The sequence below is a fragment of the Acetomicrobium mobile genome (genome assembly GCF_937920065.1).
The window spans coordinates 1-3637 of the sequence record NZ_CALETC010000258.1 but is presented as its reverse complement, the minus strand read 5'-3'; the positions used below and the strand labels follow the sequence as shown (position 1 = coordinate 3637).

At 46.9% G+C, this 3637-nt stretch carries 2 protein-coding genes; both read left to right on the top strand.

The genetic code is table 11. The features are described 5' to 3' along the window. Positions 1-42: 42 nt before the first annotated feature. Positions 43-2469, top strand: a complete 2427-nt coding sequence (hypD, locus tag Q7P41_RS09780; RefSeq protein WP_303883884.1) for a trans-4-hydroxy-L-proline dehydratase — start codon at positions 43-45, stop codon at positions 2467-2469. Beyond that, on the top strand, positions 2456-3409 hold the full coding sequence (locus Q7P41_RS09775; protein WP_303883883.1) for a glycyl-radical enzyme activating protein: 954 nt from the start codon (positions 2456-2458) through the stop codon (positions 3407-3409). Before hypD ends, Q7P41_RS09775 begins: the two co-directional genes overlap by 14 nt. Positions 3410-3637: the final 228 nt, after the last annotated feature.

The following is a 3637-nucleotide window of genomic DNA, read 5'->3' as shown; positions in this document are numbered from 1 at the left end:
ATATAATTAGCTTATTTTATAGATAATTAGGAGGCATTTTAAATGTCAGAAGTTAGAGTAGAAAGGGAAATGGCAAAGAGAAGATCTGCTGTAAGGCCGATGAATAGCCGCATTGCGAAGTTGCGTGAAGAAAGCGTCGGCGCCGAGGTAAAGATCTCAAGCGAACGAGCGAGGCTCGTGACTGAGTTTTATAAAAGCGGCCAAGCAGACGGCAAATCCGAACCCGTGAGGCGTGCCATGGCCTTCAAGTTTTTGATGGAGCGCGTAAGCCTTCCCGTAGAAGACGGGCAGCTCATAGTAGGCCTTCGCGGCACCGGGCCTCAGGAAGTGCCAACCTATCCCGAAATATGCACTCACGACCTCGAAGATTTAAAGGTCTTAGATACAAGGGAAAACATGCCCTACAAGGTCGACGAGGATACCAAAAAGGTATATGAAGAAGAGATTATTCCTTTCTGGAAGGGCAAGACAACGAGAGAGATCATCTTTGAAAGCCTTCCCGAAGAATGGATCGATGCCTACGAAGCCGGAATATGGACCGAGTTCATGGAGCAGAGAGCGCCGGGTCATTCTGCCGGAGGAGAAAAGATTTTCGCGACGGGCGTTTTAGACATCAAAGAAGATATAAAAAGACAGATGGAGATGTTGAACCCGGCTGATCCTGCTTATTACGACAAAATGGAAGAGCTCAAAGCCATGGACATCGCTGCAGACGCCATATTGATATACGCAAAAAGGTACGCCGCAAAACTTAGGGAATTGGCCAAAGTTGAAAATGACGCAAAAAGAAAGGCCGAGCTTGAAAAGATGGCTCAAATATGCGATAAGGTGCCGACCCATTCGCCCGAGACCTTTTGGGAGGCCTTGCAACACTATTGGTTCGTCCATGTTGGCATCGTGTATGAGACAAACCCCTGGGACTCTTTCAATCCCGGGAGGTTGGATCAGCACCTTTTTCCTTTCTATGAAAAGGAAATTGCCGATGGTACACTCACCAGAGAGCAGGCAAAGGAACTGCTCGAGGCGTTCTGGATTAAGTTTAATAATCAGCCGGCAGTGCCGAAGGTGCGCGTTACCGCAGAAGAAAGTTTCACATACAACGACTTCACGAAAATTAACATAGGAGGCCTTAAAAAAGACGGTTCTGACGGAGTGAACGAAGTCTCCTATTTGCTGCTTGAAGTTTTAGACGAGATGAGAACTCTGCAGCCAAATACTGCGGTCCAGGTGAGCGTCAAAAACCCTGAGCGCTTCATCGTGGAGGCCTTAAACGTGGTGGGACCCGGGTTTGGCGAACCTCCATTTTTCAACTTCGACGGCGTCATCGTTAAGACTTTAAGACAGGGCAAATCTTTGGAGGATGCCCGCACTGCGGGTGTAAGCGGATGCGTCGAAACCGGCGCTTTTGGAAAAGAATCGTATATTTTAACCGGCTATTTCAACCTGCCGAAAATACTTGAGATCACCTTAAACGATGGAGTTGACCCCGGCACCGGCAAAAAACTGGGTTTGAGCACCGGAGATCCCCGAAGCTTCAAGTCCTTTGACGAGCTGTGGGATGCCTTCATGAAGCAGGTTAAACATTTCATGGACATCAAGATGAAGGGAAACGACATAATAGAGTCAATATTTGCTAAGCACTTCCCTGTGCCTTTTATGTCCCTTTGGATATGCGATTGCGTGGAAAAGGCCAAGGACTACAACTGCGGAGGCACGCGCTACAACACCCAATACCTTCAGGTCGTAGGGCTTGGCACTATGGCCTACAGCTTGACGTCCCTTAAATACCACGTGTTCGACCAAAAAGCTGTATCGATGGATGAGCTGCTTGATGCCTTGAAGTCCGACTTTGCCGGCAAAAACGAGATATTGCGGCAGACCATATTGAACAAAACTCCAAAATACGGCGAAGATGACGATTACTCCGACCTGATCGCCAAAGACCTCGTGGACCAAGTCGTCAGTATGATCGAAAGTTACCCACCTTCTCCGATAAGAAGGGCATCTAAAAGGGCCTACTTTTTGCCCACAACTGCTCACGTATATTTTGGTAAGGTCACGGGTGCAACGCCCGACGGCAGAAAGGCAGGTTTCCCGGTATCGGAAGGCATTTCACCCGTCCAAGGAAGCGACAGAAAAGGCATCGCTGCGGTTTTTGGGTCGGTTTCAAAATGTGACTGGGATAAAACTGGCGGGGCATTGTTAAACCAAAAGTTAAGTCCCGATTTGCTGGAGGGAGAAGAAAACGTAAAAAAACTCGCTCAAGCGATCAGGACATTTTTCATGATGGGCGGCCATCATGTGCAGTTTAATGTAGTTAGCACGGAGTTGTTAAAGGAAGCGCAAAAAAGGCCTAAGGATTTCCAAGACCTGATGGTAAGAGTCGCCGGCTACAGCGATTACTTCGTCAACTTGCCCAAGGGCTTGCAAGAGGAGATCATTGCGAGGACTGAACATGAAAGAATATGAAACAAACCAGAGGTCTGGCCATACAAACGATAAAAGCGATAGCCCTATAGGGTTGATATTCGATGTTCAAAGATACTCCATACACGACGGGCCCGGCATAAGGACGACCGTGTTCTTTAAAGGATGTCCCTTGCGATGCTGGTGGTGCCACAATCCCGAGGGGATTGATTCAGGAAAAGAGCTGATGTATTTTGAGTACAAGTGCATGCGCTGTAGGGATTGCGCGAAAGTGTGCCCCACGGGGGCAATTGAGTTCAAAGGCAAACCAAGGATATTTCGACCGCTTTGTATAGCCTGTGGTAATTGTTCTGACGCATGTCCTGCCGGAGCCTTGAAGCTCGTTGGAAAGGAATATACCGTGGAGGAGCTCATGAAAGAAATAGAAAAAGACGTCCTGTACTTCGATAATTCAGGAGGCGGTGTGACATTTTCCGGTGGCGAGCCTCTTTTTCAGGCTGACTTTTTGCTAGAAGTGTTAAAAGAATGTAAAAACAGATATATCCATAAGGCATTGGATACCGCCGGATTTGCCTCGCGTGAGGTGTTGGCCTCCGCAATGGGTTACGTCGATCTTTTTTTGTATGACCTTAAGTTAATTGACGAAAAACAGCACATCAAATACACTGGTGTCTCAAATACTTTAATCAAGGAAAATTTGCGTTTCTTAGTGGATTCAGGCAGGGCTCAAGACGTCATACTTCGTTTTCCTGTCATCCCGGGGATAACCGATACGTCCGATAACGTAGATGACATGGCAGAATTCATATCTAATTTGCGCGGTTTAAGAGAGATCAACTTGCTTCCCTTTCACGATGTAAGTGAAAAATATCATAGGCTTGACAGGGAGTATTTGATGACGGTCCGCAAATCTCCGCCTCAAGAAAAGTTGCTGGAAATCAAGGAAAAGTTTGAGAGCATAGGTTTACGCGTCAAGATTTAGCGGCTCGAAAAATCTATCAAACAAAGGCAAAGCAAAGACTGGAAAAGCTTTTAAGGCAACGCCCCAACCTCATGTAGTTTTGCCGGAGTAAAGTAGAAATTAAGATTACTTTGCACGGCAAAGCACAAAAAGAAGCGTCTCAGTTGTTGGATTTAAGTGCCCCCGGGTTACGTTACAGTACGTACCTAGAGTCTTGGCAAGAAGAGGTGAAATCATGAGTAAAGAACA

What these genes read in the sequence shown, in the direction of transcription:
- hypD (WP_303883884.1), top strand. Translation starts at nt 43, where the DNA reads ATGTCAGAAGTTAGAGTAGAAAGGGAAATGGCAAAGAGAAGATCTGCT.
- Q7P41_RS09775 (WP_303883883.1), top strand. Translation starts at nt 2,456, where the DNA reads ATGAAAGAATATGAAACAAACCAGAGGTCTGGCCATACAAACGATAAA.